The sequence below is a fragment of the Paraburkholderia kirstenboschensis genome (assembly GCF_904848585.1).
In the GTDB taxonomy this organism is placed as follows: Bacteria; Pseudomonadota; Gammaproteobacteria; order Burkholderiales; family Burkholderiaceae; genus Paraburkholderia; species Paraburkholderia kirstenboschensis.
This window is the reverse complement of record NZ_CAJHCR010000023.1, coordinates 1-25,177: the sequence shown is the minus strand read 5'-3', so window position 1 is coordinate 25,177 and position 25,177 is coordinate 1. Positions and strand designations below refer to the sequence as shown.

Annotated in this window: 23 protein-coding genes and 2 pseudogenes; 10 read left to right on the top strand and 15 right to left on the bottom strand. The window is 58.3% G+C overall.

The features are described 5' to 3' along the window. Positions 1–291: 291 nt before the first annotated feature. Entirely contained in the window at positions 292–873 is a 582-nt protein-coding gene (locus JMY24_RS33905; RefSeq protein WP_201703715.1) for a TetR/AcrR family transcriptional regulator, read from the bottom strand. Between the two features lie 117 nt (positions 874–990). On the opposite strand from JMY24_RS33905, the gene JMY24_RS33900 reads away from it, so the two are divergent. Continuing rightward, complete coding sequence (locus JMY24_RS33900) at positions 991–1,980, top strand: SDR family NAD(P)-dependent oxidoreductase (RefSeq protein ID WP_128596118.1); 990 nt, start codon at positions 991–993, stop codon at positions 1,978–1,980. A 316-nt stretch (positions 1,981–2,296) separates the two neighbouring features. Here the strand turns inward: JMY24_RS33900 and JMY24_RS33895 are convergent, their stop codons facing one another. Both JMY24_RS33895 and JMY24_RS33890 read right to left on the bottom strand, forming a co-directional pair. Continuing rightward, positions 2,297–2,473 (bottom strand): DUF1427 family protein, encoded by a 177-nt coding sequence (locus tag JMY24_RS33895; protein ID WP_128596103.1) that lies wholly within the window; start codon positions 2,471–2,473, stop codon positions 2,297–2,299. A 33-nt stretch (positions 2,474–2,506) separates the two neighbouring features. Continuing rightward, positions 2,507–3,469 (bottom strand): quinone oxidoreductase family protein, encoded by a 963-nt coding sequence (locus JMY24_RS33890; protein ID WP_128596102.1) that lies wholly within the window; start codon positions 3,467–3,469, stop codon positions 2,507–2,509. Positions 3,470–3,653: 184 nt separating this feature from the next. Between JMY24_RS33890 and JMY24_RS33885 the strand changes: the two genes are divergently transcribed. Together JMY24_RS33885 and JMY24_RS33880 are read left to right on the top strand one after the other, a co-directional pair. Beyond that, complete coding sequence (locus tag JMY24_RS33885) at positions 3,654–4,475, top strand: AraC family transcriptional regulator (RefSeq protein WP_128596101.1); 822 nt, start codon at positions 3,654–3,656, stop codon at positions 4,473–4,475. 369 nt (positions 4,476–4,844) lie between these two features. After that, positions 4,845–6,647, top strand: coding sequence for a glycoside hydrolase family 15 protein (locus JMY24_RS33880; RefSeq protein ID WP_268960836.1), 1,803 nt, complete (start codon positions 4,845–4,847; stop codon positions 6,645–6,647). Between the two features lie 225 nt (positions 6,648–6,872). Here the strand turns inward: JMY24_RS33880 and JMY24_RS39455 are convergent, their stop codons facing one another. The 4 genes from JMY24_RS39455 to JMY24_RS33865 all read right to left on the bottom strand — a co-directional run bounded on the left by JMY24_RS39455 (position 6,873) and on the right by JMY24_RS33865 (position 9,716). Continuing rightward, positions 6,873–7,178: an H-NS family nucleoid-associated regulatory protein gene (locus tag JMY24_RS39455; RefSeq protein WP_328809319.1), complete on the bottom strand. Its 306-nt coding sequence runs from the start codon at positions 7,176–7,178 to the stop codon at positions 6,873–6,875. Positions 7,179–7,403: 225 nt separating this feature from the next. Next, positions 7,404–7,535, bottom strand: a complete 132-nt coding sequence (locus JMY24_RS39720; protein ID WP_413231289.1) for a hypothetical protein — start codon at positions 7,533–7,535, stop codon at positions 7,404–7,406. A gap of 606 nt (positions 7,536–8,141) precedes the next feature. After that, positions 8,142–8,645 (bottom strand): hypothetical protein, encoded by a 504-nt coding sequence (locus tag JMY24_RS33870; RefSeq protein WP_128596099.1) that lies wholly within the window; start codon positions 8,643–8,645, stop codon positions 8,142–8,144. A 108-nt stretch (positions 8,646–8,753) separates the two neighbouring features. After that, positions 8,754–9,716: an SOS response-associated peptidase family protein gene (locus JMY24_RS33865; RefSeq protein ID WP_128596098.1), complete on the bottom strand. Its 963-nt coding sequence runs from the start codon at positions 9,714–9,716 to the stop codon at positions 8,754–8,756. Between the two features lie 589 nt (positions 9,717–10,305). On the opposite strand from JMY24_RS33865, the gene JMY24_RS39715 reads away from it, so the two are divergent. After that, the gene (locus JMY24_RS39715; RefSeq protein ID WP_236597654.1) at positions 10,306–10,455 is read left to right on the top strand and encodes a hypothetical protein; all 150 of its coding nucleotides are present in this window, start codon (positions 10,306–10,308) and stop codon (positions 10,453–10,455) included. A gap of 190 nt (positions 10,456–10,645) precedes the next feature. Here JMY24_RS39715 and JMY24_RS33855 read toward each other — a convergent pair whose 3' ends face one another. Both JMY24_RS33855 and JMY24_RS33850 read right to left on the bottom strand, forming a co-directional pair. After that, positions 10,646–11,338 (bottom strand): GntR family transcriptional regulator, encoded by a 693-nt coding sequence (locus JMY24_RS33855; RefSeq protein WP_128596097.1) that lies wholly within the window; start codon positions 11,336–11,338, stop codon positions 10,646–10,648. Between the two features lie 109 nt (positions 11,339–11,447). Further along, on the bottom strand, positions 11,448–11,987 hold the full coding sequence (locus JMY24_RS33850; protein WP_128596096.1) for a hypothetical protein: 540 nt from the start codon (positions 11,985–11,987) through the stop codon (positions 11,448–11,450). A gap of 509 nt (positions 11,988–12,496) precedes the next feature. Here JMY24_RS33850 and JMY24_RS33845 point away from each other — a divergent pair. The 5 genes from JMY24_RS33845 (at position 12,497) to JMY24_RS38735 (ending at position 18,141) form a co-directional block, all read left to right on the top strand. Continuing rightward, on the top strand, positions 12,497–14,041 hold the full coding sequence (locus JMY24_RS33845) for a Rieske 2Fe-2S domain-containing protein (protein ID WP_128596095.1): 1,545 nt from the start codon (positions 12,497–12,499) through the stop codon (positions 14,039–14,041). A 91-nt stretch (positions 14,042–14,132) separates the two neighbouring features. Then, complete coding sequence (locus tag JMY24_RS33840) at positions 14,133–15,143, top strand: PDR/VanB family oxidoreductase (protein ID WP_128596094.1); 1,011 nt, start codon at positions 14,133–14,135, stop codon at positions 15,141–15,143. A gap of 246 nt (positions 15,144–15,389) precedes the next feature. Then, positions 15,390–16,244: a class II aldolase/adducin family protein gene (locus JMY24_RS33835; protein ID WP_128596116.1), complete on the top strand. Its 855-nt coding sequence runs from the start codon at positions 15,390–15,392 to the stop codon at positions 16,242–16,244. 124 nt (positions 16,245–16,368) lie between these two features. Further along, positions 16,369–17,676: an MFS transporter gene (locus JMY24_RS33830; RefSeq protein WP_201703713.1), complete on the top strand. Its 1,308-nt coding sequence runs from the start codon at positions 16,369–16,371 to the stop codon at positions 17,674–17,676. 246 nt (positions 17,677–17,922) lie between these two features. Further along, positions 17,923–18,141 carry a hypothetical protein gene (locus tag JMY24_RS38735; protein WP_128596093.1) on the top strand — a complete coding sequence of 73 codons (219 nt, stop codon included), beginning with the start codon at positions 17,923–17,925 and terminating at the stop codon, positions 18,139–18,141. 220 nt (positions 18,142–18,361) lie between these two features. Here JMY24_RS38735 and JMY24_RS33825 read toward each other — a convergent pair whose 3' ends face one another. The 5 genes and pseudogenes from JMY24_RS33825 to JMY24_RS38730 all read right to left on the bottom strand — a co-directional run bounded on the left by JMY24_RS33825 (position 18,362) and on the right by JMY24_RS38730 (position 23,741). Next, positions 18,362–18,571 (bottom strand): hypothetical protein, encoded by a 210-nt coding sequence (locus JMY24_RS33825; RefSeq protein WP_128596092.1) that lies wholly within the window; start codon positions 18,569–18,571, stop codon positions 18,362–18,364. A 261-nt stretch (positions 18,572–18,832) separates the two neighbouring features. Then, positions 18,833–19,675, bottom strand: coding sequence for a tetratricopeptide repeat protein (locus JMY24_RS33820; RefSeq protein ID WP_128596091.1), 843 nt, complete (start codon positions 19,673–19,675; stop codon positions 18,833–18,835). Then, positions 19,672–20,622 (bottom strand): non-homologous end joining protein Ku, encoded by a 951-nt coding sequence (gene ku, locus JMY24_RS33815; RefSeq protein WP_128596090.1) that lies wholly within the window; start codon positions 20,620–20,622, stop codon positions 19,672–19,674. Before ku ends, JMY24_RS33820 begins: the two co-directional genes overlap by 4 nt. A 217-nt stretch (positions 20,623–20,839) precedes the next feature. Continuing rightward, a pseudogene (gene ligD / locus JMY24_RS33810) lies at positions 20,840–23,296 on the bottom strand (DNA ligase D). 225 nt (positions 23,297–23,521) lie between these two features. Further along, positions 23,522–23,741: pseudogene (locus tag JMY24_RS38730) on the bottom strand (hypothetical protein). 705 nt (positions 23,742–24,446) lie between these two features. Here JMY24_RS38730 and JMY24_RS38725 point away from each other — a divergent pair. Continuing rightward, the gene (locus tag JMY24_RS38725; RefSeq protein ID WP_128596089.1) at positions 24,447–24,665 is read left to right on the top strand and encodes a hypothetical protein; all 219 of its coding nucleotides are present in this window, start codon (positions 24,447–24,449) and stop codon (positions 24,663–24,665) included. Positions 24,666–24,870: 205 nt separating this feature from the next. On the opposite strand, the gene JMY24_RS33805 is transcribed toward JMY24_RS38725, so the two are convergent. Then, positions 24,871–25,177 (bottom strand): integrase core domain-containing protein (locus tag JMY24_RS33805; RefSeq protein WP_201703711.1); only part of this gene is annotated, 307 nt, incomplete at its 5' end.

Sequence of the window (25,177 nt, the reverse complement as noted above, 5' to 3'; positions counted from 1 at the left end):
CTTCTCACAAGCATCTTCAACGTGAGAGGCTATATTGCGAATGACGTTCATCGCTTCCTTCGAGCACGCTCAACGGCAAGCCGAGCAGCAGGCACAGCAGCAAAGCTCTTTGGGTCCAGCAGCATCGGGCGGGAGGCACCGATGTGCGTGCGGAAGTAGTCGGAACCTGTGGCCAAAGCCTTTATGCAAGAGTCCGAACTACGCCGCCCGGCGGCGTGAGAGCCGAGTTTGATAAGGATGTTTGAACCATCGAACGGATACCTCTGCCTCGTACTTCCTGGCTGCGGTCTATCAGTTGCCCGGCTTTGACCCGAGCAACAGAATATCTACCAGTCGCCTCGCGCTTTGCTGCCAGTCGGGAGCTGAAGCGACATTCGACACGCCGACCAGCGCGCGCAACAAGTCCAGCGGTTCCAGGTCCGCCCGGACGTCTCCGCTCTCGACCGCGCGCGACACGAGTGTCTGGATTGCCGCCTTGATTTGCTTTCCCGAAGATTCAAACAACTCCGTCGCGGCTCCGCCGACGACGGAGTTTAGCGCCGGTGCGATGATTTTTTTGGTCGCGATGTAGTCGACAAACAGCAACATCCATTCTCTCAGCGCCTCGGCAGCTGGCAATTCCCGTGTAAGCCGTCGCTCCTCTTCCGCAAGGCTTTCGACCTCGGCGCGATAGACACTCTCAAGCAAAGCCTCTCGGGTTGGGAAGTGGCGATAGAGAGTCCCGGGACTGACGCCAGCCTGCCGCGCAACCTCCTCAAGGCTAATGTCACCTCCTCCACTGGTAAAGGCCCTCTTCGCCTCTTCGAGGATGCGCTCACGGTTGCGTAGCGCGTCGGCTCGTGGCTTCTTTTCTTTGGGCGTAGACGCAGTCATGGCGTGAATTGAACTTGCAAACGGAGGGACACTCCGCTTAGTATATTGAAAACGGAGACATCCTCCGTTTTAGTGGATTGTGAAGGCGCCGCCAATCTTACAGTGACGGAGGGTGGCATGACGAAACAGTTGGGAGCGACATCGACGGCCGACGACGCGTTGTCGGGCACACGGCTCGACGGAAAGCGCATTCTGGTCACAGGCGTATCCGCCGGACTTGGCGTGGAGACCGCGCGAGCCCTCGCGGCACGCGGTGCAACGGTTGTCGGCGCAGCGAGAGATTTGAATAAAGCAGAACGAGCAATCATCGGTGCGAGGCAGGAAGCCGCCACGGGCGGTGGCAACATCGAACTCGTTGAGCTGGACCTCGCGAGCCTTGCCAGCGTTCGGGCCTGCAGTGACAAACTGCTCGCCGAGGCAAAGCCGCTTGACATCATCATCGCCAATGCGGGTGTCATGGCTACACCACTGGGAAAGACCGCGGACGGCTTTGAGACGCAGTTTGGGACCAATCACCTGGGGCATTTCGTGCTCGTGAACCGGCTCGCGTCCCTGCTCCCGGACGGAGCACGCGTGGTGATGCTCGCATCTTCAGGCCACCGGTTTGCGAACGTTGACCTTGACGACCCCGGCTTCGAGCGTACGCCCTACGAGCCGTTCGTGGCATACGGGCGCTCGAAAACAGCAAACATCCTTTTCGCGGTAGCGTTCGACCAGCGACATCGAGCCCGAGGCGTACGAGCGGCGGCTGTCCATCCCGGTGGAATTCGGACCGAACTGGGACGACACATGGGCGAAGAACAGCTGACAAATATGGTCGACGCGATTAACAGGCAGCTCGCGTCTGAAGGGAAACCGCCTTTCCAGTTCAAGACCATCCCACAAGGCGCGGCAACATCCGTGTGGACTGCTGCGGTCGCGTCTGCTGAAGACGTCGGCGGCCGATACTGCGAGGACTGTCACGTGAGCGAGGTTGTTCCTGACGATGCTGTGATTAACCCTGTCAGCGGGGGTGTTCGAAGCTATGCGCTCGACGCGGCTACCGCGGAGGCGCTCTGGCGTAAGAGCGAGCAGATGGTACGGGAAACCTTCCCTGCGCCGGCCTGAGCATAGACAATGGCTGATCAGGTCTTGCCTGCAAGGGAGGTCGCTAGTGGCAACCTCCTTCTCCCCCATCTAATTACCGGGCAAACATAGCCTCCGCCATCCGTATCGTTCTGCGCACACACTGCGAGCGCTGACGCAATATCCCTGGCGACGTCCTGCGCGCTCTCCACGCTGCTCGCGAACCAACGACGAGCCTCCGATTCTCGTCCGTCTGATACCACTTGCTTGCGGCACTTGTGCGGACAGCGGTCGGCTCGCCGGCCTCCTTGAACGTCTCATCCATCAGGTCTTGCACGACCTCCGTTGCGCTTGCGACCTAGCTGAGCACATGGGTGAGCAGGTGACGTGCGAAAGGCAGCATATTCTCCCCTGCAAGCATGCCGAGCAGACCTATAAGCGCAATCGTCGGTGGCGCCGGCGACTTCACGTTGATAACGCTGTAGACCAACCCGACGAACACTCCGGCAGCAAGCGACACAAGGTAAGGTTTCATTATGTGTTCCGATTCCGTAGAGGGAAATAACACTCACATTTCGAGCACGACGCGGCCACGGGTACCCGCCTGGACCGCCTCGTATGCAACCTTCGCTTCCTCAAGCGTATATCGCTGCGCAATCACCGGCGGCTCGAAACTTCCCCTCTCGAACTCTTCTCTCAGCGCATCCATGAATGGTGCAGAGTCAGCAACGCCGAGCTTCGCACTGTCCGCCCCAAAGAGCTGCGTCTCATTGTGGTAGAAGTCAATCAAGTCAAATTCGACACGCCGCTTGCCGGTAGCACTGATTTCAATGACGCGGCCGCGCCGTTTGGCAAGGGAAAGCGCGAGCTCGAAGGTCACTCCTCCTACCGCATCGTAGACGAGGTCGACACCACCATTTGCCAGCTCTCGCACGCGCGGTGCTGCGTCCTCGGATATGGGCACATAATGGTCGACGAGGCGACCTGCAGGTGAATCCGGAAGCGGTTCGCGACGGTCGACTGCAATCACTCGCGCGCCGCGTGCTTTTGCAATCTGCGTCACAGCGCCGCCAACGCCTCCCGACGCACCAATGACGGCGATGGTTTCGCCCGCAGAAAGTTGTCCGTACTCGACGGTACCGAGCCATGCGACGACGAAATTGACGCCAATGGAAGCAGCTTCAGCGTGTGAAAGATTGGCCGGCTTGCGCGACAGGGCTTTTAAGGGAATTCGCACAAATTCAGCGTGGGTCCCGTCGCGCGTGAAGCCGATGTCGCCTCCCGTGCCCCAAACTTCTGCTTCAATCCATTCGGCGGGACCTTCAACTACAACACCGCTGAAATCACGGCCAGGGATTCGAGGCGGTACGGTGTGCGAGAAGTGACCCGAAAGATTCTTGACGTCACTGGGATTGACCGACGCCGCCTTGACCTGAACCACCACATGCCCTGCATCAGCATGCGGCGTCTCCAAATCGAGATACTCGAGCACGCTCGGGGCACCGAACGAGCGGAATTGAATTGCTTTCATGGCTGTAGTCCTTCGATGGTTCTGGCTGCACTGAAGTCAGTGCATGCATCCACGGTGGAAGTTTAGAGGGTGATACCCGGGCGTTGCGACAAGGACTTCTGCGTTTCAGACAAGTCGCTTCCAAGGTTGATTTACAGACCGTGTGAAACTACGTTGTCGCGCAACAACACGCGGATTGATGCTCATGTCCAAAGCAGTTCCTCCCGACCTGTCGGAAAACGCTGGGCGCGGAAAATCGTTAGCCCGAAGGTACCCTCGTGGGCTGCGCATTGACCCGCACTCACATGACTGGGCGCAGGTCCTCTATGCGGTGGCAGGCGTCATGTGGGTTGAGGTCGGACGGCAGGCTTTGGTGGTTCCGCCTCAACGGGCGGTCTGGCTGCCTCCCGACACGGTACATTCAATCCGGATGATGAGCGCTGTCGAGATGCGAAACCTCTACCTGCGAAAAGAGGACGTAAAGCATCTGAGCAAACAGCCCGACGTATTTGAAATCAATGGTCTTTTGCGCGAGCTTATTACGGCCATTGCAGAACGAGAGGCGCAGAGGGACGAAATATACCTCGACGTCGCGTACCGTTTCGCTGCGCTGGAACTTGCGCACGCGAGTCGTTATTCTTTACGAATCCCCTTACCGGACGGAACTGACCGCCGACTCGAAGTCCTGTGCCACGCGGTCATCGAAAATCCGTCAGCCGACATCAGCTTCGAACAGCACGCAGCGTCCGTAGGCGCCAGTGTCCGCACCCTCGCGCGACTGTTTTTCCGCGCCCTTGGCATCGGCTTTGGCGAATGGAGGCGGCAAGTACAACTCGCGATGGCGGTTTCCAGAATTGCCGAAGGCCAGTCAGTCAGTACCGTCGCACGGGCGCTTGGGTATCAGCCAAGCAGCTTCAGTGATATGTTCCGGCGGGAACTGGGGACATCGCCCAGCGAGTTTGGCACAGAGGACGTGAAGCTCGCGGATGGGTCAGGCGCCCCGGACCAAAATTCTGGCTTCGGTTAGGCCCCGCATCGGCAACAAAGGTGCGCCTGTCGGGCAGTGCAATGACACATCTGTGCGGCCACCGGGCATTCGCCACTGCAGCTAGGTATGCGAAACCCGGTCGGGCCGACCGAGGCAGCATCAGTGGCACTGGGTTATCCTCGTACCATCAATCGCCGTTCGCAGAAGCGCGATACAGCCATGCTGTCGAGGCTTCTTTCTACCGTCGACGCCTGACAAGGGAAGACGGCCGCGTCAGCGGTTCGGGCATGGAACAGGACGTGCTTCATCTAGCGCTCATGAAATCAGCGCCTGAGTTCGTCCAGTCGCGGGCGCATCCTTTGAGGAATCCAATTGGGCTCAAGCAATAGAGAGGGTGAACGCACTGGCTTGTCGGCTGACTGCCGTGGCCTGATTGGCAACATGAAGACTACAGCGCTCGTTTCCACACACGGGTCCATCGATTTCATGTGTTTTCCGCGCATGGATTCGCCAACCATCTTCGCCGCGTTGCTGGATGAAGATGGTGGTCAGTTCTCAATCACCCCATCCTCTGCCGACTTCAACTCGAAGCAGATGTATTTGCCGGCAACTAACGTCCTTCTGACCCGCTTCATGACTGGCGATGGTGTTTGCGAGCTTGTCGATTTCATGCCGGTCGTCAATGACTCAAAGGGCAAACTCTGCCGGTCCACGGCAAACTGCGTGGTCCGGACGGTCAAGGTCCTCCTTGGCTCCATGCGCCTGTCCATCCGCTGCCAACCTCGCTTCAACTACGGGCGCACTGGTCATGCTGTCGAGCCGACGCAGGGTGGCTTCCGCTTCGTCCCGGACGACGGTGAAGCAGCTCTTCTGCTCGTTGCGTCAGCATCACTTGCATGCGACCGGGGCGCGGTTGAAGCCATAGTGGAACTTGGTGAAGGCGACACGCTGAGCATCGCGTTCGGTGTTGAGGCGGACTTTACCCAGCAGGATATCGATTGTGAGGCGCTGCTTGGCGACACCACCGACTTCTGGAAGCGCTGGTCTGCGCAGTCGTCTTATCGCGGTCGCTACCGGGAAATGGTTCTGCGCTCAGCGCTCACCCTGAAGCTGTTAAGCTCAAGCGAGCACGGCGCGATTATCGCGGCGCCCACCTTTGGCCTCGCTGAATCGCAGGATGGCTCTCGTAAGTGGGACTACCGCTTCACCTGGATACGCGATGCCGCTTTTTCCGTCTATGCGCTATTGCGGCTTGGATACACGGAAGAAGCAGAGCATTTCATGCAATGGATTGCGGACCGGAACAGAGACTGCGCTTCGGACGGCTCGCTTCAGGTGATGTATGCAGTTGACGGCGAGTCTGTCCCGGAAGAAGAAGCCCTGGAATCGTTTAGCGGCTCAACCCGAGGTTTCCTGATTGGCAACGCTGCGCGAGACCAGAAGCAACTGGACGTCTACGGGGCGCTCCTGGATGCGGTCTACCTGTACAACAAATATGGCGTCAGCATCTCGTACGAAGGCTGGCGCCATGTTGCCCGCACGGTGCAATATGTCGTCAACCACTGGCGCGAGGCGGATAACGGAATCTGGGAGCTCCGAAATGGTACTCGCCCGTTGTTGCACTCCCGCCTCATGTGTTGGGTGACTATTGACCGTGCTCTGCGGCTTGCCGAGAAGCGGTCTCTGCCAGCACCGTTCAGCGACTGGTTCGCCGCGAGGGACGACATATATCGCGACATCCACGAGAATTTCTGGAGCCATGAGCGCAACTCCTTCGTTCAGACTCCGGGCTCAACGACGCTCGACGCTTCCGTGCTGATGATGCCACTGGTGCGGTTCATCGGCCCACAAGATCCTCGCTGGACCGGGACACTTGACGCAATTGGTGGAGAACTATGCGTGGACCCTCTGGTGTTCCGCTACACGCGTGGTTCGACGCTGGACGGCCTCCCTGGTACCGAGGGTGGCTTCAGCGCGTGCTCTTTCTGGTATGCCGAGGCTCTCGCCCGCTCGGGAAGAGTCGAGGAAGGGCGTCTTGTATTCGAGAAAATGATGGCCTACGCGAACCACCTCGGCCTCTTTTCAGAAGAGGTCGCGACGACAGGAGAATCCCTCGGCAATTTTCCGCAAGCTCTGACTCATCTTGCCCTCATCAGTGCTGCCTACCGGTTAGACCGCGACCTCGATGGAAAGCACGTCCCGTGGACGTGAGCCGGTGAAGCGATAGCGTTCAATGTTGGCGATAATCGGACCTGGCATTGTGAGGCAACTTTTCGTCTTCCGGCTCATTTCGACTGTCGCGGATGAGTCAGGGACATACGACAAGACGCTCAGCTCCGGCCAGGTCAGTTCACCGCAATCAAGCTTCGATTCGCATGCCCGGTGCAGTCGCATATCTGCGTGGTTACCCGGGCATCAACCAACACGCTGGCGCACTCAGGACTCTGTCGAGGGCACTGTCGAAGCGACGCTGGCGCTGCCGATAACTGGCTTTTTCGCCGCAGCCTTCGTGGCCGGCGCCTTCCCGCCCAAGGCCTTCTTGGCAGCAGTTTTCTTCGCCGTCGGGGCCTTCTTGGCAGCAGCCTTCTTGACCACCTGCTTTTTGTCACCCGCGGTAGCGCCACCAATCAGAAACTTGCTGCGGTCCTTCGCGTTGGCAATCCACGCCGGCGCGCGCCCACGTCCATTCCAGGTTGCGCCAGTCTTTGGGTCAGCGTACAGCGCAGGCTGGGGGCCTCTCACGTAGTTTCCAGCCTTCGCGGCCTTCGCGGTAGGAACAGCCGAGACTGCGGCGTTGCCTTCAACGAGATACTTACCGCGGTCCTTCGCCGCGGCAAACCATCCGGGCGCGCGGCCGTATCCTGACCATGTCGCCCCCGTCTTCGGGTCGCGATATTTCGCTACTGGGCTTCCAGCTTTCGCCGCTGCGTTGACACGCGGCTTCGGTCCACGTTTCTTGCCACCAACCTACGAATCGATGTCAGCAGTAGTCAGGTCGTGTTCTGCCATCAATTCCCGAATCTTCTCGATAACGGCGCTCGACTTTTTCGCGGCGAGCGCTTCAGCTTGCGCCTGCAGTTTCTGGATGTTTGCTTGCAAGGGATTCGAGTGTCGTCATTGCCGTTTCCGCGGTTGAGATGCCGCACGGATATGTTTCGGCACCCGCTCGAGCAATCCGCTAGTGACGGCGCAATGACAACCACGGTTGCAAGTTCTATGTCGACGACAATAGCGAGCGGGCTTGCTCAAGAAGTGCGAGTGAGGCGTCAAACTGGTTTCGCCCCGCCATCGTGAGTGCTGCCTCAGTGGTGCGAAGAAATAATTCGTCACTAGATGTCGAAAATCAACGTCTGACGGAGACCTGAATCGTCGTAGCGACAAAAGAACGCGAGTAGCTGGAACGCGTCGAACGGAAGTCCTGCGGCCCTGCCTGGGCTGCAATTTCGGCCGCCGCGCACAGATGGCGAACCGCCATAACAAGGGTCGCGCGCTCCATTGATTCCGTCTCCCTGTTGGATTCCCGTTACGTCCTTTGCAGAGTTTAGGTTCGGACCTCCGGTTACGCCATTGATTCGATAGCCGCATAACATCCTACCCAACATCGTGCGGTGGCAGTGCTCGATTGGCCCCGAATCAGCAGTTCGCTGAATTCCCGCAGGCGAATTCGGCTCAATAGTTACACCGAAACGGAACCGTCCAGTGACGTCACGTTGACTGATGCGCGAACGGATTGATGGGTTGCACTTTCTTGCGGTCTCTGACTCGCTCAAGCATTTGGCATTTTCCCCAATCAGCAACGAGGGCCTCGAAACCGCGAACTACGTTCGATTCCAAAGCTTGTACACCGGCATCGCCGTTGAAGTTGGCGCTAAACGCGACGTGAAATCGATACTGGAAGTAGGCAGAGACCGCCTCGATACGCTGGGGAGTATCGGAGTCCGTGAACATCACGGACTCCGGCGAGAACGGGTCGTAATAGATGACATGAGGGTAGTCGGTCTTTATAGCGACGCAAGGCTCATCGCTGACAAGCAGCGAGCCGACCAACTGGATAGACCCCTTCATCCCTTTTGGGGTTTTGAACACCCAAATGCGCTTGGGCAACCGCTCTGAGAGCTCAAGGATTTTCGTGTTGTTGGAGCCGAAATAGCCGAGCTCACCGTTTTTGAGGTTTCGCTCCAGCTTCTGCGAATAGTAAAAAATATCCATGTGGTGCCTGCGTACCGAATCCGTTCATTGCGTTACTCAATCGACCTCGCAATGTTACTAAAAACCGCTGTCATCAAACCAGAAGGTAGTATGAGCGAGTACGCATCGCTATGCCGCCAACCTGTGCTCGTAATACGGCCTGTCTCGGTCATCAAGGATTGCGTACATCGCCTCCAGGTCCTTCGGGTCGGGATTGAGCCATGCATCTATGTTTTCCGGTTTGATAGGAATGATGCACCGGTCATGACCTGCTGCGGCGACTTCTGGAGGAGGTTCATCTGTGACTACTGCGAATGAAAGCAGGTCCGGTTCCCCCGGTGCGCTCCATCGTGACCACAGACAGGCAACATGCATCAGCTCGCCGTTGCTCAGACGGAACTCGAGGACGACGTTCTCATCGCGCGCGTGAGTCTCAAGTAACGTATTCTCGAACTTTGCCTTGCTCACATTCTTGTAAAATACTTCAACGAGAAGGACCGCATGGGTGTGTCCGAAGCAAGGTGCCCAAAAACCTTCGAGGCTATCCCGGCGCGCGTTGTAAGTGCCGGGAAACTTGATGTCGTAAGACGCGGGCTTTCCAGCAATGCGGCACTGATAGCGCATGGGCTTGACGACTCGTTGCCCGTTCTCCATCACCATTACGGGAGCATAGTTGCCGGGAAAGATGCGCGAGTCCCGCGGTTCTGGATCTGTTCGCTGCAGGTCTTCGAGTTTGCCCCTGGCCCAGGCAATTTTGTCGGTAGCGATTCGCTGACTTTCCGTTGCTGCTTTCGTGACTTTCGTTTGCAACTTGCGTTCGGCGTCGGCTAGACGCTTGCGCTGTTTGAAGAGCTCCTGCTCGAGCTTGGTAGCCTGCACTGAAGCGTACCTGGCGATGGCGGCTTCAATTTGCCACTCGTCGTCAGTCTGTGGCTCGGCGAAGGCATCTTCCATCGCCTTGGGCACCTTCGCTTTGCTGACACCTTCGGCGCGCTCAAAGAACAGACGCGCGAACTCGTGGATGTCCATGATGGCGCCAAACGTGCGCACAAATTTCCTATAGTCTGCGACGACTTGAGCCGAGTAGCACATGGATGCCTCCATTTTTCATGCGGTCATGATAAGCACTTACCGGGCCGTAGTCCTGCAACGCAACGTTCAAGCACGGCACCATCGTAGTAAGCTCAGGCGACCGGTTCCTTTTGACGACTCCCAGCGGCAACTTGGACTGCGGACTGACGGGAAAGACGCGCATGCCGCGACAACAGAACGGGAGTAGGTTGAAGGGCAATCGCGAGGGGCGCGGCGCACGAGGGGCCCCGCCGTTTGACGATGTCGACCGTCAACCCGTCCGCGGATGGCTTGAGCGCCAGCCGCAACAGTGCTGGTGATGCGTCTTGTGCGGACGCGAGCGGCCGCACCATGATGAAGACAGTCTCCGGTAATTGCGCGGCGTAGAAAACGAGCGCCCCGCAACTTCCTGCCCGCAGTATCTGTTCTACCGACCAAAGCGCGTCCGCTGTCTTCGGTGCCTCGACTCGAAGCATCCGGTCCAGCGAGAGACCGATGTAGCTGAGCCCTAGCCTGTCGGGTGTATGCGGCGCTGTACGAATGCGACAGGCCGCCAATCGAAGCCCTTTCTTCCGAGGCGGCGGCCGCTCATCGCGTAGGGCTGCTCTACATGGGCGTCGACGGCTTCAAGTCAGTGAACGATTCTCTTGGTCACAACGCTGCCGACGCCGCGATGTACGAAGCCAAACGTGCCGGGCTCTCCCCTCACGCCTTTGCGAGGATGAGCCGACAGTCAAACTTCTTCCGTTTGCACCGCTGACGCAATCTTTGCGACTTCCTGGATGCGCGCTGCCGTCGCCGCAATCACGGACGAACCGCCTCCGGAAATCGCGGCCGCCGGGCGCGACCGATGCTAAATCGCTTCACTCAGAGCTCTGGCGCGCATCGCAGCTCGCGCGTGTCAATTTGCGCAACGGCATGAGGCAGACCATCGCCGCACCAGTGACGTGTCAGGTGATTAAGGCTTGGGCACCACCCTCGGCAGCAGCTGGGTTGGTCATGTGCTGAACCAGATTTTCGCGCGCGAATTCTGTGTGCCTCATGCTGAGCTCGGCGGCAAGCGCTTCGTTTCCATCCGCTATCGCTTCGGCAATCGCGGCGTGTTCGTCCCAGACGGTGTCGCGTTGGCCAACTACTTGGTGTACGGCGCCCATTACCCGCCGCAGATGAATCCAGTGCAAACGCGCATTCTCAACTATCAAGGGATTTCCGGACGCGGAATAGATAGCAGTGTGGAAAGCCATGTCTGCCTCAATCATAGCCTTGATGTTGCCACCCTTAGAGGTCTTGCGGCCATTGGCAATCAGAGACTTGTCTAGCTTCACCCGCTGTTTCGCAGCGAGACGGGCGGCGAGACTGTCCAACGCGCCTCTCAGCTCGTAGAGGTGCCCGATTCTTCGCGCATCAAGCGGAGCAACTTGGAGCCCACGGCCTGGCGCGTCCTCAACCAAACCGTCCTTCTTCAATAGCCGGAATGCCTGCAGCACCGGCGAACGAGATACCGCGAGTTGCTCTGCGATTTCCTCCTGGACTATCCGGGTTCCGGGAGCAAGTGAGCCTTCGCTAATCGCGTCGAGCAGCACTCTGTAGACTTCATCAACGTAATCTAGTCGCGACTGCAGTTTCAAAAGTTTTGCTGGCATGATGACACGCGCCGTGGATACAGAATACTGTCAGCTTACCAGCAATGCCAAGGGGTAAGGAATTGTCTGAAATCAAGAGGAGCACATGTAATTGAACGTCATCGGCGGACTAGGACAAGCGCGCGAACGAAACGCGGATTTCCGAATGCAGTTGGGAGTCGTACAACACGTCAGCCTGCACGTCACTTGCCATGAACGCGCTTTCGAGCGCCTCCCGTGCCGGGCGGCTGCCGCTGGAGTCATTTTGCTGTACGAGAATGACAGCAGACGTCGCGCAATATCGCGCGGCTTGTCTAACGGCGAAGGCGGCATCGTCAAGCAAGGTTTTGGTGCTGCAGTGATTCGCATCTCGTACGACAATCGACGTTAGCCCGTCGGTAGTCCGGCCCAGAATCCAGCCGGCACGAAACCGACCGAATGCATCAGCCTCCGTCAGCACCCTTATCAGCCCGGTAAGTCCTTCAAACTGTCCGTTTGATTGCAAGACAGACCGCGCTGTCTCCGGAATTGTCTCTGCGTGAATCCACGATGTGAGTGCCGAGTTTGGCCGCTCGCTTTCCCTGAACGAAATGCCCGTTTCACCTATGAGGCGGGACATTTGGACCGATGTCGTGCTCTCCGACGCCATCAGGTAATCAGGCATTTCCACGGCGTTTCTCCGTTCGTTTCAGATTGAGGTCATCGACGGCTCGGTCAAATAAACAATCGCGACGAATTCCGACTACCGTCTTCCGTATCCAGAGAGCGTAAGGTTTGAGGCGACACGAAGCCTATCAGTGGAAACACCGAGCGGACGCAGTTATCGCGAAACTCGAATTTGTGCCCTGAATCGTAAGGACCGTTTCAGCATGCAGCACAACGGCGCGAAGGCGCGGCACGGACCCACGTCAGACGGCAAGCTCTTCAGGTTTGCACGCAAAAACCCACGCAATTTCAGGTGTTTACAAACATCCCGCCGGTGCGCAAGCAGCGGGCTCAACTGAGCCATGAGCGCCTTCACAGGCCCCGGGAAACTCAGGCATACGCGTTTACCCATACAGACATCAGCGCCGCACGCGCCTAATCTTTGGATACAGAGTTCCGAATACGGTAGCCGGTAAGCGATTCGAAGCAAGAACGTCTGATGTGGTCCCTATCAATCATTGGAGGCAGGAAGTCATGAGCGTCAAATCAGACAAGATGGATGACCAGAAGCGCGCCGGAGGCTCCGCCCCGGTCGCCAAGAAACTGATTCCGTTCGGCGGTTACTACGCGAACCGGACGCCGGAACATGACCCCGAACTGACAGAAACGGGCCCCGGCACCCCGACGGGCGAATTCATGCGCCGGTTCTGGCATCCGGTGTGTATGTCAATGGAGCTGACCGACACTCCCCGCTTCCTCAAAATCATGAACGAAGAACTCGTCGCGTTCCGTGACAAGAGCGGCCGTGTCGGCGTGCTGCACGCGCATTGCGTGCACCGGGGTGCCTCGCTCGAGTACGGCGCCATCCAGGAGCGCGGCATCATGTGCTGCTACCACGGCATGGTGTTCGATGTGGACGGCGCATGTCTCCACGTACCGTTCCCAAAGGGCGAGGAAAAGGAAGCCGAGAAATACGCATGCTCGATTCGCCAAGGCTCGTACAAGGCTGTTGAGCGCAATGGCTTGGTCTTCGCCTACATGGGCCCCCCGGAAGAAGAACCGCCGTTCCCGGAATGGGAAGGTGATTACACGGTGATGCCGGGCGACGAACTCGTCCCGTACAGCAACTTCCAGCATTGCAACTGGCTGCAAGTTCAAGACAACGCAGCAGACAACTATCACCCGACGGCGCTGCACGCCGGCAAGAACGTTGTCGACGGTAACTATCAGGGGACGACTTTCGACGAAGTCGGCGCCGCGTCGATGGAAGTGGCGCCCGACATGAATTTCGTGCCGGTTCAAGGCGGTCGCAGTCTGGCTTGTGCCGGCGCGCGTCGCGTCAACAAAGACCGGCTCTTCGTGCGGGTCCAGCATCAGGTTCTTCCGAACCTGAGCCTGCACGCGTACACATCGGAAGATGGTTCGAAGAAGAAGTACTTCAGCCGTTTCCATATCATCCGTTGGACGGTGCCCGTCGACGACGAAAACAGCAAGATGATTGGCTGGCGCGTTATGGGCCCGGGCATCGACACCCGCGGCGTGGGGAACAAGGAAATGGTCGGATACGAGACCATCGACTTCCTCGAGGGTCAAGTCGCGATGCGTCGCCCCGAACGCTTCGGTAAGTACAAACTCGAAGACATGCCGCCGATTCCGCCGAACCACCGCGAGCGCGCCATTTACAAGCAGGCTCAATACGCACCCGGCGACTACGAGGCAATCATCAGCCAGCGTCCCATCGCAGTCCATGCGCTGGAAAATCCGACCAAGTTCGACGCGGGTCTGTATCAGTTCCGCAAGATGCTGCGCGACGCTGTCCGTGGCACGAATGCAGCGGCATCTGCGCAAGGTTTCGCCGAGTGGTTCCGCGCGCTGGGCGGAGCCCCCAACAGCTTCTGCTCCGGCAACGTCTTTGAAATCGCGGAAGGTGCGACGGTCGAAGAAGAAGTTGCGCGACGTCGCAAGGTGCTGAAGACGGTCGTCCAAATCCTGACCGAAAGCGACGGCATGAAGGGTGAAGACCGTGGCGAGTTCGTGCGCAACAAGTTCGAGGAACTCGAGCAGTCGCTGAAGAGCTAACAAGGCGGACGTGCCATTTCCTGCGAGATGGTGCGCACTGGTACCAGCCGCCTACAGCGGCGGCTGGTTACTCGCCAGGAAGGGAGAGACCATGGACACGGTACTGGAAAGAGAAGAAGCGGTCGAAGACATCGAGACGGGAACGATTGATGTCAGGGTGAAGCAGATACGCTACGAAGGCAAAGCCATCAACTCGTACGAACTTACGAGCTTGAGAGGAATGACGCTGCCCCGCTTCGAGGCCGGCTCCCACATCGACATCCACCTCAAGAACGGCGTAATCAGACAATACTCGCTCTGTAACTCGCCCACAGAGCGTAATCGCTACGTCATCGCCGTACTGAAGGACGAAAGCGGCCGCGGTGGCTCTCGCGCGGTTCACGAAAGCATCGCCGCTGGAGACATTGTCACCATCAGCAAGCCCCGCAACCACTTTGCACTATCCGAAGATGCAAAAAAGGTCATTCTGATTGCCGGCGGCATCGGCGTCACACCGTTAAAGGCAATGGCACACGAACTGGAAGAGCGCGGTGTTGATTTCGAAATGCACTACTGCGCCCGAAGCCCGGAAGCAGCAGCTTTCGGCCCAGAGCTGGAACGGATGCAGCGCTCAGGTAAGCTCCGCTATCACTTTGACGACGGCGAAGAGGCGAACCGCTTGGACCTGGGCACCTTGTTGAGCGAGCCTAAACCGGGTACGCACATTTACTACTGCGGGCCGGGCGGATTCATGGCGGCTTGCGCTGACGCCGCAAGCCACTGGCCGAAAGGCACGGTGCACTTCGAGCATTTCAAGGCACCCGAGCAGCCGAAGCGAGAGCCCACCGGCACTGAAAATATAGACGGATGCGACGTCACGATTGCCAGCACTGGCCAGGTCGTACATGTTGGACCCAATCAGAACTTTAGCGAAGCGCTGAATGACGCTGGCATTGAAATCCCGACCTCATGCTGCGCCGGCTTGTGCGCGACCTGCAAGGTTCGCTATCTCGAGGGTGAAGTGGAGCACAACGATTTCATCCTGGATGACGACGACCGCAAGGAATTCCTCACTATTTGTGTCTCCAGACCGATGAGCAAGACCTTGGTGCTGGACCTGTAACCACTAACAAGCTTAGGCGAGTTCGAAGGACTGCTGCAAGCTCAAACGCTGCTGGCTGATGCCAAGGCCTCAGCGGAGGATGCGGCGCTCACCTGATTTGAAGTAATTGACAGGTCATTCAAGCACTAACGGCGAAACCATTTTCATACTATTTAAGCACTACTACAGATGCATGGTTCTCATTCTTGCGTTATTGAAAAGCCATGGTTTGTCTACTCGTTCCCCACTCGATTAAAGGAGTATGTGATGTCTACAGTTGCTGAATCGCAATCGCAAACCAAGCGGGAGTCGATTCTTAAGCCCGGCAAAATCTCGATTTACGAGCCGGACCAGGAAGGGCTGATTTTCCCGACGATGCCCGAATTCACGAACGTCAATGACCATCGCGACTATCTGAAGGAGCGTCTGGTTGGCGCATGCCGTGCTTTCGCTCTGCAAGGCTATGACTACGGCTTCGCCGGCCACCTGACGGTTCGTGACCCGGACAACCCCAGCCTGTACTGGACAAACCCGATGGCCGTTCACTTCTCAAAAGTGAAGAAGTCTAACCTCATCTGTGCCGACCACCTGGGCAATGTGGTTGAAGGCGACTACGCGATTAACCGCGCAGGCTTCGTCCTGCACGCAGCTGTGCATGAGCAGCATCAAGACATCGTCGCAATGTGCCACGCGCACACGACGTACGGCACCGCATTCGCGGCGCTCGGCAGGCCGCTGGCTCCAATTTCGCAAGATGCGGCTGCATTCTACGAGGACCACGTCGTCATCGGCGACGAGGCAGGGAAGGTGGCCGTGGAGGTCAAGGGTGGCAATAAGGTTGCGAACGCTTTTGCCGGTGTGAAGGCAGCCATTCACCAGAATCACGGTCTTCTGACCGCGAGCCGTCACAGCATCGACTCGGCCGCGTTCTGGTTCATCGCGCTTGAGCGCTGCTGCCAGCAGCAGTTGATGATTGAAGCCACCGGCATTACACCGAAGGAAGTCACGGCGGAGCGTGCGCGTTATAGCCGGGAGCACGTGGGCAGCGACTACATCGGCTGGTTGCATTTCCAGACCATCTGGAGCGAGTTGGTGAATACCCAGCCGGACATGTTCGACTGAGCATCGAGCGCAGTGCGCGATTCGGGCGTGCCATACGTCTGAGGCGCGCGAATCAAACGTCGGCGGAGAAGAGCCCACAAAACGGGTCGCCCGCCGCTTACTGGAAGGCCCCTAGGAGACACATGTGAGTTCCCACAGCCCAGCCACCTACGTGGAAAGCGCTGATACGTCCGCATTCACGAAAGCGACGTGGCGCCTACTACCGTTCCTCTTCGCCTGCTATCTATTTGCCTATCTCGACCGTATCAACGTAGCCTTTGCCAAGCTGCAGATGCTCAGCGACCTTGGTTTCAGTGAGGCGGTCTACGGATTCGGTGCAAGCGTATTCTTCGTCGGTTATCTGCTTTTCGAAGTTCCGAGCAATCTGCTCCTCCTGCGCGTTGGTCCGCGGCGCTGGATTGCGCGAATCATGGTCACATGGGGTCTTATTTCTGCGGCAATGATGTTCGTCAGAACGCCGACTATGTTCTACGTCATGCGATTTTTTCTCGGTATCGCAGAAGCGGGATTCTTCCCCGCGATTGTCCTGCACCTGACTTACTGGTTCCCGGCATCGCGGCGTTCAAAAGTTACGGCGCTTTTCCTCACAGGCATCCCGATGTCCGGCGTCATTGGCGGCCCGCTTTCCGGCTGGATTATGACGGCATTCAACGGTGCTCATGGCTTCGCTGGCTGGCAGTGGCTGTTTTTCGTCGAAGGCGTGCCGACTGCGCTTCTGGGCGTCGTTGCATTTTTCTACCTTGATGACACGGTGCGCGACGCAACGTGGCTAAACGAGGACCAGAAGGATTTGATTGAGCAGAAGCTGAAAGAGGAGGCGCCCCCCGGCGCTTTGCACTCCCTGAAGGACGGTCTGCTCAGCCCGAAAGTGCTTCTGGTCAGCGCCATCTACTTCTTCTACACGATGGGCTTGTACGGCGTCAGCTTCTGGCTTCCTACGCTGATTAAGTCGAGCGGCGTCTCTGACGCGTTCCACATAGGCTTGCTGACTGCGGTTCCTTATGCCGCGGGTGCTCTTACCATGGTGTTCGTGAGTCACAACTCGGACCGCACCGGTGAACGTCGCTGGCATCTGATTGTCCCGGGACTCATCGGTGCATTCGGCCTTGCAATGAGCGTGTGGTTCTCGGGCTCCACGCTGGCGGCGATGATTGCGTTGACCGTAGGCACAATGGGCGTGATGACCACCATCTCACAGTTCTGGGTGATTCCACCCTCATTCCTCGGCGGCGCCGCTGCCGCTGCAGGTTTAGCGCTCGCAAACTCAGTCGGCAGTATTTCCGGCGTGGTAAGCCCGTCTCTGATTGGTGTCATCAAGCAGGCATCCGGCTCAGCAGGTGCTGGAGTACTCGCTCTTGCAGTGAGCCTTGTCATCGGTGGAATACTCGTCCTCTTTGTTCCGGCTACGCTAGTGAACAATCGTCGACGGTAGAACCACCGTTTCTCAAGTCAAGAGCCGGCACGGGCAAACACTCCTGTCGGCTTCTTTGTTATCGATTCGGTGGATTAGTCATCCCTCCGGCGTGGCACGTCAAGCTGCATGTGGAAACAGCCTCGGAGGGCAAGAGCCCACGTCTTCGCAATTTGATTTCCGAGACGACGGCGACGTTCGTAGACCGGAGGGCTACCGTGGGCGCGCATATAGCGGTAAGACGACACCGCATGTAGAGGTCAAGTGATGCAAGCCGATGAGCTTCGTGGATACGCGCTATGGGGGCATGCGATAGAAGCGCATGAAAACATCCGTCACTCCACGCGGTTCGCAGCGAGCGGCACCATCACGCGCGACAGAAAGTTCGTCGAAGCGTCGGGAGTTCTTGGTCTGTTTGACACCGCACAGGACGCAGAAGAAGCTGGACTGGCATGGGCGCGCGGCTGGATTGACAGCCACGAATAGTGATGCGCGAGCAAAACCGATTTAGCCGACGAGCCGCCGATAAGCGCTGAGAGGCCGGACGAAGTCTTGCTTGTCCGACGCACACTACGCGGTCGGCTCTGTGCCCATCTTCCCTCGCTCGAAGAGACGGGCCTTGAACATCTCTTCGATTTCTGAACAAGCTTAGTCGGGCCAGGCTGCGTCATGTTTCCGGGGCAGCCGGATGCTTCGAATGCGGCAACTACGCTTTTGACCCGTCCTGTAAGCCCTTTCTCGCGTCCGCGACTACGCCGAGCATGCGAAGCGTGTCTTGTATGACGTCGACCTCAGCGAGCATGCGCTCCATGGAGCCAACCGGAAGGTCCTCCGGCATCATCTTCCCTTGCGCTTTCCGAATGGCATCGACGGTCACGCAGAACGCGAAGGCTGCTAGATAATCGTTGTCCTCCACGTCTTCTCTCTGTCGATAACTACAACAAGCTAAATATCGACCGAATCTCACTTTTCTTGATGGCACTGGAACGTTTACTCAAAGAGGTTCGAGCAATCCCCGGTTCGTCGGGCAATGGCCGAGTGATTTCGACTAGGAGAAGGCGATTGACGCGGCTTTAAAACGGCATTTGAGGCCGCGCAAAAACCAGAGAAAGCTGGACTAACATGGGCCCGCACCCGGATTGACAGCCACGGATAGCGATGCGCGAGTAAGGCAGGTTTAGCCGACGAGCCGTCGATAGGCGCTGAGATGCCGGACGAGGCCTTGCTTGTCGCCGCGTATCTCGCTCAACCTGGCGAGGTTGAAATGTGCATCAGCATGCGACGGGTCAAGGTCGATGCATCGCTCGTACGCAGTTTCCGCCGCGTCATAGCGGTTCAGTTCTTCGAGGACGACTGCACGGTTGAAGTGAAGTAGCGCGTCGTCGGGAAAGTGCTCAAGTGCATCATCAAAAATGGACAATGCTTCATCGCAGCGCGTCTCTGCCTCGCATAGCAATACGCCCAAGTTGGTATATGCGTCATAGTGCGGTGCTGGCGAGAGCTCAAGCACTTTCCGGTAGGCCTGCTCCGCACCGACAGCGTCGGTTTCGGTCAGCTGTTCGGCCAGTGCGAACCATTCTTCCGCCTGTTCTTCACGGCTCTCCTGGTTTCGCGGTACCGAGTCGAGAAACGCCACGTCCCCCCGGATAGGCGCGACTTCGAAGTCGAGCAGATGCTGGCCCGAATCAGCGTCCCACTGCGCCTGTCCAGACCTCACGGCCACGGTCTCGCCCACAGACGTAATTCGAATCCCGGACAGTGGAAGCTCGTCCGGGAGTTCGGCTTTCAGCTTGGCAAGCGCCCTCAGAATTTTACGCGCGGAGACTTTGGCCGATTGCAGCTGGAATGCTGTACGCAGGACCACTACGTCCTGGAAAGAGAACCGGAGCTCGTTCCGTCGGCCACGCGACGGGTGGACAAATCCGGCGTCGATAAGTCCAGAAAGCACCCGACGCGACACGCCAAGCAGCGATTGAAGGCTGCGCAACGAATAATCGTTAGACTGGCTCCGTCTTGTCACTTGCGTGCCCGGACCTTTGCTGGTGGCGCCTCTTTGACGTCCGCTTTCGGTGTCGCGCGCTTGACAGGCCGACGCGGTTTGGCCGCGAGTACCTCGACCTCAGCGGGTGAAGTCTTTTTCGTCGCCGGTGTCTTCGTCGCTGCCGTCCTAACCGGCGCCTCACGTTTCTCCTTGCTGGCGCTGAGACTGGCGCGAAGTGCTTCCATCAGGTCAATCACCTGACCGCCTGACTCTTCGGCCGGTGCCTCAGGCGAAACAATCTGTTTGCCTGCAATCTTCCGGTCAATGGCTTCGAGAATTCGCTTCTTCTCTTCGTCTTCGTAAGCCGTCGGGTCATAGGCGTCTTCGGACACCTGGTCGATGATTTGCAGCGCGAGTTTCAGTTCTGTATCGCTCACAGTCACCTGTTCGATATGCAAATCGCCCAGCGCGCGCACCTCATCGGCGAACAGCAGTTGCTGGAAGACCATGCCGTCTTCGGCAGGCCGTATCTGGACGATTCGGGTCTTGCCCTTGTACGACCATTTTGCCAGCGCGCAGCGTTCGCTTTCTCGCATGGCCATCTGAAGCAGGCTGTAGGGTTTGCCGCCGCGTTTGTCGGGAGCGATGAAGTACGCCTTGTCGTAGTACAGCGGGTCCACTGACTTCTCAGGAACGAACGACACAATCTCCACGACGTGGCTCGCGCCTTCTTCCAGCGCTTTCAGTTCTTCCGGAGCGAAGACGACGAACTGCCCTTTCTCGAACTCGTACCCCTTCTTCATGTCCGCGCGCGCCACCACGGCGCCCGTGGCCTCAGAGATGTACTGCTGCTTTACGCGGCCACCCTCCGGCGTCAGAAGATTGAAGCCCACACCCGCGGCGCTATCCGTCGCCGAATACAGTTTCACCGGAATGGACACAAGACCGAAGGACAGTGTCAGCGATGCGATGGAACGAGCCGCCATGTGAGCCTCCTGTGAGCGGACGCGGTGATTTATCAGCGCCGCATGATTCAAAGTCCGCTGGGCCGATTGCACGCGACAGAGCACGTCTTGTGCCGGTGAGTGGCAGGGCCGCATCGGGAGACTGACTCACGGGCACGTCAGCGCCTGCCGCGCTTGAACAAACCTTTCGCCTGTAGCCCCTACTCCTGCCAGCGCCAGCCGCTGCAACGCAGGCACTTCATCGCAGGCGCTTTATCGCCGACGCAAGAAACTGTTTCATCGACCAGTAAGCTTCCCACGGGTCTTGTGTCTGAAAGCTAAGATACTCCCTCGCCGTTTGCACCGTCCACTGCGCACCGCTTTTAAGGTCGGACAGTTGTTCCCACGACACGGGCATCGAGACGCCCATTCCTGGCCGCGCCCGCGCGGAGAAGGCAGCCGCAGTGGTTTGCGCCTTGCCATTGCGAAGATAATCGACATAGATTTTGCCGATTCGGTTGGCTGCCCCTGATGTTGCTGAGAAGCGGTCGGGAATCGTTTTCGCCAGATGTCTGACGAACGCCTGCGAGAACGACTTGACGGATTTGTAGTCGAGTCTGGGCGCCAGGGGAACGACGACGTGCAGCCCTTTACCGCCGCTCGTCTTCAACCACGCTTGCAGGTCAAGCTCCTCAAGCAACGCCCGCGTAAGAAGCGCGGCCTCCTGAACCTGCTTCCACTTCACTCCCTCGCCTGGGTCGAGGTCAAAGATAACCCTGTCCGGTGTGTCAATGTGCTGGGTCGTTGAGTTCCACGTGTGAAACTCGACCACGTTCATCTGCGCTGCCGACAGGAGCGCGTCTGCCGTATCGACCGTGAGCAAGGGCGGATGATTCACCCACAGATTGCGGTCGTGCGCCATTATTCCGGGCATTGCGGTCTTTTCCGCGTGCTTCTGGAAAAACGTCTGACCGGCTATACCCGCCGGCGCGCGAACCAGGGCAATTGGCCGGTCTACAAGGTGCGGCAGCATCCACTCGGCAACGCTTTCGTAGTACCGGACGAGTTCGAGTTTGCTGACGCCGCTCGTAGGGTCAACGACCCGCTCGGGATGCGTCACCTTTACCTGCGAGAGAGGAGCAGGCTTCAGCGCTTCCCCGGTTTCACGGACTACGCGGTGCGCGGACTTATCAACACGCAAGCCCTTGAAGGAAGCCTGCCGGACAACGCCTTCATCTGTCCACTCCGCAAACTCAATCTCGGCGACCAGCTTTGGATGTACCCAACGTTCAGCGCCGGCGGCACGCCTGGACCAGCGTCCTGGCTTTGATACGACGACGTCGAACGGGCTTGTATCGCGTTCCAGAGGAAGTAGTCGCTGCCAGAGGTCCCTGCCTGTTCGAGCGTTCCAGCCAGTGCCCACGCTACCCGCGTCGTGAAGCTTTTTGCCTACGTAGTAGCCGAGCAGCAAACTGCCGACTTCGCCTTCCTTACCGCCCCTGGCGGTGAAGCCACAGATAACAAGCTCCTGCCTCAACCGGCATTTCGCTTTTAGCCAGGTTTCGGTCCGTCCGGACTCATATCGGGCGTCGCGACGCTTCAGCATCAGCCCCTCGAGTCCCAGTCCGGCTGCGGCCTCAAACATCTGCACGATTGGTGCGTCAAAATCCTGGCTGAAGCGTATGCGGTCGCTATCCTTCTCAAGAAGCTGTGCCAGTCGCGCGCGCCTCGCCCATAATGGGACGCCCGTCAGGTCATTCCCGTCACAGTACGGCAGGTCGAACAGGAAATAGACGATTTCGTCATTCGCTGCGCCATCTATCGCAGTCTGTAAAGCACCGAAATCCGGCAGCCCGTCCCTTAGCACGACTATCTCGCCGTCCAGCCATCCACTCGAGAGGGGAAGCTTCGCGACTTCAGTCGCCAGCGTCGCGAGTTTCTTCGTCCAGTCGTGGCCGCCGCTTGTGAATAACCGTACCCGCCCCTTGTCGACCCGGGCGAGCATCCGGTAACCATCCAGCTTTGATTCGATTATCCAGTCGCCGGTTGTAGGTAGCGACGAGGTCAGGGTCGCGCGCTGCGGTTCGAGTTTTGCAGGTAGCGGCGCGCTGACTGCGGCCGACACGTCTATCGACGGCAGAGTGTCAGGCGCGGGCCGGGCGACTTTCGGCTCGCGCTCTTCGACGAGACCTAGCGGTTTTGTCGTGACGCTGTCGGGCAGCGCCTTAATGACGTCATACTCAGATAGCGCTTGCGCCCACTCGTCGCGCTTCTTGAACAGCATCCACTGGTCCTGGCTGTCCTCCGGCTTCGATATGCGGACAAGCTCCCATAAGCCGGCCAGCTTTTCGCCATGGAGGTGGAAGACCAGCTTGCCGGCCTTCATTGCCTTTCGAGGGTCCCCGACAGGCTCCCACGTCCCACGGTCCCACACAATCACCGTACCGGCTCCATACTGCTTGGGTGGGATTGTCCCTTCGAATGTTTCATATTCGACCGGGTGGTCCTCCCACGTGGACGGCTATTCTCTTTTCTCTCGGGTCGTAGCATGGGCCTTGGGTACCGCCCAGGAAACCAGCACACCGTCGAGTTCCAGGCGGAAGTCGTAATGCAGGCGGCTCGCCCAATGCTTCTGGATGACGAAACTGAGCTGCACTGGGCGACGGGTCGCTCGTCTCGCAGGCGCGGGTTCGGGTGTATGCCCGAAGTCTCGCATCTTCCTGTAACGGCTTAGGGTTGGAGATTGCGAACCGCGTGCTGTAGCCATTGAGCAGTCTAACCAGGAGCCGCGTTGTGGACGATGCCCGACTCTCTGTCGGGCGCACACTACATCTCGCGCGATATCCGGCCTGTCATGCGGTACGAATCGCGCGGGAACTACTCGACGCGAAAGCCTGCAACTGACCGCAGGTCGACGTCGGGTTGCCAAGGTGAGCGCAGCCTAACTTCGAGCTTCTGTGCCCTGGAGCTCACCGTGATTGTGAAAATGCGTTGCCGCGTACTTCAGTTCGAAGTCCGTGCCTTTGCCGCTACGCGTTGGTGGAAAGTGTTCACCCTCGACGCACGTCACCTCGAACGTGTCTTTGCCACCGTCGTGCACCACTGAGTGAGGCCTGTGACTTCACTATTTCGCCCGGCTTGTAGGTATTGTCGCCTGCCATCGCCGCTCCTTATTTGGTGATGGAGACACTACGCACAGCAAATGACGTTCCGGGTTCCTTGACACGTGCATGTCACAACGCATGGCAGACGTCATTGCACGAAAACCTGTATGAATGTACAGTGTCTGGCAGGGTGTTTTCGGGACGGCGACCGGCCAAGTTTCCCGGAGCAAAGACGCAGTCGTTCGGCGTGGACCAAGCGGCGAGCCTTCCCATGCCGGGATTGCGACGTTTGCGGCGCAGGGTTAATCGGCGCTCGGCGAGTTCGCGTCGTTGGGTCGTCGAGTCCGTTGCCTTCGAATGCTTGGGGCGCGTTAGCGAAACCATTCTGGAGGCCACTAAGCAAGGGGAAAGCGTGCGAAAACTTGGACTTGCGTTGCTGACCGCGGCGCTTACGCCGACTGCTTTCGGAGCCGGCATATATTCGGAAGTCTGGAATCCGCCGGAGGCGCGCGCGACGGCGCCACACAGGGCGACTGCTCTGCACAAGCTCGCCGTGCGGCGGTACGTGGCTTTGCATGCGAAGAAGGTGAATTCGCGGCGCACATCGGCGCCTGCATCAAAGCTCGTCGCGAAACAAGGCAATGTGCCAAAGTCTTTGCCTAAAGACGAACCGGACGTGTCTGAAATCCCGCGGCAAGTCACACCGGAGGGCAACGTCCTTCGCGTGAGAGGCCACGCGCTATCCGCTCACGTCGTGCGCTAATGCAATCGCAGAGCTACCACGGGTATCAAGTGTGGGGACACTCAATCGTTGAGCTCGAGGGCGAGTTTCAGCGAGAACGATATGCGGCTAGCGGAACCATCACCCTTCGCGGCAAGCTTGTCCATGCTTCAGGTGTCCTTGGCCATTATGAAAGTGAGGAGGACGCTGAGCTTGCAGGGTTGGATTGGGCTTGTGCGTGGGTCGATGCTCATAGCTAGAGCCATCAACTGCTCAGCGTTGCAGCAATGTGTTGAGCCGGGCCAAGGTGGTTCCTTCTTTCCCTGCGCATGAGGCTTCCTTCGAGCATCCGCAGGATGCGGTCGCCCATCCCTAAAAAGAGTCCCATCCATTGAATGGCTTTAATGTCTACGAGACGCTTCGATGATACGAATTGGATTTGCCCCCGTACCTCCGGACACCGCCTCACACTTGAGTTGATAAATCGTTCCTGCGCCTGAACTCGCGTGGCGAGCGGTACTTCAATGCGCTATGAGGGTGGTGCTCGTTGTAATGCTCGAACGCGACGGCGAGATTTTGCGCCGCAGTCGCTGCGTCGGGCTTTGGCATGAAGGCGACGTAATCACGCTTCATCGTCTTCACGAAGCTTTCTGCCATGCCGTTACTTTGCGGGCTGCAGACAGGTGTGGTCAATGGCTTCAGGCCAATGCCAGACGCGAAGGTCCTGGTCTTTTCCGCCGTGTAGCCCGAGCCATTGTCCGTCAGCCATTCG

Bases quoted from the DNA above. Each gene is read 5' to 3' on its own strand.
- JMY24_RS33905 (WP_201703715.1), bottom strand. From the start codon at position 873: ATGACTGCGTCTACGCCCAAAGAAAAGAAGCCACGAGCCGACGCGCTA.
- JMY24_RS33900 (WP_128596118.1), top strand. From the start codon at position 991: ATGACGAAACAGTTGGGAGCGACATCGACGGCCGACGACGCGTTGTCG.
- JMY24_RS33895 (WP_128596103.1), bottom strand. From the start codon at position 2,473: ATGAAACCTTACCTTGTGTCGCTTGCTGCCGGAGTGTTCGTCGGGTTG.
- JMY24_RS33890 (WP_128596102.1), bottom strand. From the start codon at position 3,469: ATGAAAGCAATTCAATTCCGCTCGTTCGGTGCCCCGAGCGTGCTCGAG.
- JMY24_RS33885 (WP_128596101.1), top strand. From the start codon at position 3,654: ATGTCCAAAGCAGTTCCTCCCGACCTGTCGGAAAACGCTGGGCGCGGA.
- JMY24_RS33870 (WP_128596099.1), bottom strand. From the start codon at position 8,645: ATGGATATTTTTTACTATTCGCAGAAGCTGGAGCGAAACCTCAAAAAC.
- JMY24_RS33865 (WP_128596098.1), bottom strand. From the start codon at position 9,716: ATGTGCTACTCGGCTCAAGTCGTCGCAGACTATAGGAAATTTGTGCGC.
- JMY24_RS39715 (WP_236597654.1), top strand. From the start codon at position 10,306: ATGGGCGTCGACGGCTTCAAGTCAGTGAACGATTCTCTTGGTCACAAC.
- JMY24_RS33855 (WP_128596097.1), bottom strand. From the start codon at position 11,338: ATGCCAGCAAAACTTTTGAAACTGCAGTCGCGACTAGATTACGTTGAT.
- JMY24_RS33845 (WP_128596095.1), top strand. From the start codon at position 12,497: ATGAGCGTCAAATCAGACAAGATGGATGACCAGAAGCGCGCCGGAGGC.
- JMY24_RS33840 (WP_128596094.1), top strand. From the start codon at position 14,133: ATGGACACGGTACTGGAAAGAGAAGAAGCGGTCGAAGACATCGAGACG.
- JMY24_RS33835 (WP_128596116.1), top strand. From the start codon at position 15,390: ATGTCTACAGTTGCTGAATCGCAATCGCAAACCAAGCGGGAGTCGATT.
- JMY24_RS38735 (WP_128596093.1), top strand. From the start codon at position 17,923: ATGCAAGCCGATGAGCTTCGTGGATACGCGCTATGGGGGCATGCGATA.
- ku (WP_128596090.1), bottom strand. From the start codon at position 20,622: ATGGCGGCTCGTTCCATCGCATCGCTGACACTGTCCTTCGGTCTTGTG.
- JMY24_RS38725 (WP_128596089.1), top strand. From the start codon at position 24,447: ATGCAATCGCAGAGCTACCACGGGTATCAAGTGTGGGGACACTCAATC.